Consider the following 1,129-nt stretch of genomic DNA (forward strand, 5'->3'; position numbering starts at 1 on the left):
GTTGCGCCACAACGCCTATTGCCTTGAACTCGATGGGCCGTCGTATCGCGATCCGAAGGTCGCTCCGACATCCAGAAAGACACCCCAGAAGGGCTCCGAAAACACGTCAAAATAGCACCGTCAATGGGTGCTTCGAGATGCCCTTCGGCGCCACGCCAAGTGGCCGGTATATGCCGACTCCGGGTGGCCGGATTACGCCGACTCGCGACACCGCCCATCTCTGCCGGGTGGCGAATGCCGTCTGTAGTGCAAGTAGCGGATCCGCTCACGGACCTGGTCGAGCAGCTTGACCGACTGAAGCGGAGGCAGTTGGGCTGGCGGTGGACGGAGAAGGCCGCGAGCCACCGGCCGGACTTCCCCATAGGGATGATTGACGGACTGAGCATGCTTGCCTCCAATCAGCAGCACGCAGCCAGCCATCGGGCTAACCACGACGATGTAGCCCGTTAGGACTGGCACACTGCCGGTGCCGCTTTTGCCGGATTTGATAATACTGTATAAATACACACATATGCAACGCAAACCTAGGCTAGGCGCGCCCTGCGAGCAGGTTGGGGGTGCCGTATTAGGGAGACACCAAGCCGTGATAAACGGACACGACTGTCTCCACACGTTAGGCGCCGCAAGGAGGAACTGTGCTACTGCTCAAGTCGCTCGTAGCCTGGGCGCTCATCCTGTGCCTGGCAATAGCAAATGGTGCTTTGCGAGAGGCCGTTCTGATTCCTGCTCTTGGCAGAAGGAGCGGCCTAGTTCTGAGCGGGGTATTGCTTTGCGTGTGCGTGGCGGTAGTAGCCCATGTCCTGGTTCTCATCAAGCAAGGCATCACGATCACGCAAAGTCTCTTTGTAGGCGTTCTTTGGTTGTGCCTCACGCTGGCCTTCGAGTTCAGCTTCGGTCGCTACATCCAACACAAGTCTTGGTCAGAGTTGCTTGTCGCGTATACATTCAAAGACGGTAACCTCTGGCCTGTCGTCCTTCTCGTCACACTTCTGGCGCCATATTTGGCAACTCTGGCTCACGCAAAGTCGAGGCATGCAAAGAGCGGCGCTTAACCCTTCCATCGAGAGGACTTGTCCCGGCAAGCCGGGACAAGCCTCTCATGTCAAACGTTAGGCCTCACACGCGACAC

At 57.9% G+C, this 1,129-nt stretch carries 1 protein-coding gene; it reads right to left on the reverse strand.

Annotated elements, in window-relative coordinates:
* Positions 1 to 746: 746 nt before the first annotated feature.
* Positions 747 to 908, reverse strand: coding sequence for a hypothetical protein (locus tag AC1DY5_RS56590; RefSeq protein WP_478122862.1), 162 nt, complete (start codon positions 906 to 908; stop codon positions 747 to 749).
* Positions 909 to 1,129 lie beyond the last annotated feature (221 nt).

The organism is Variovorax sp. P4_D9 (assembly GCF_056401695.1).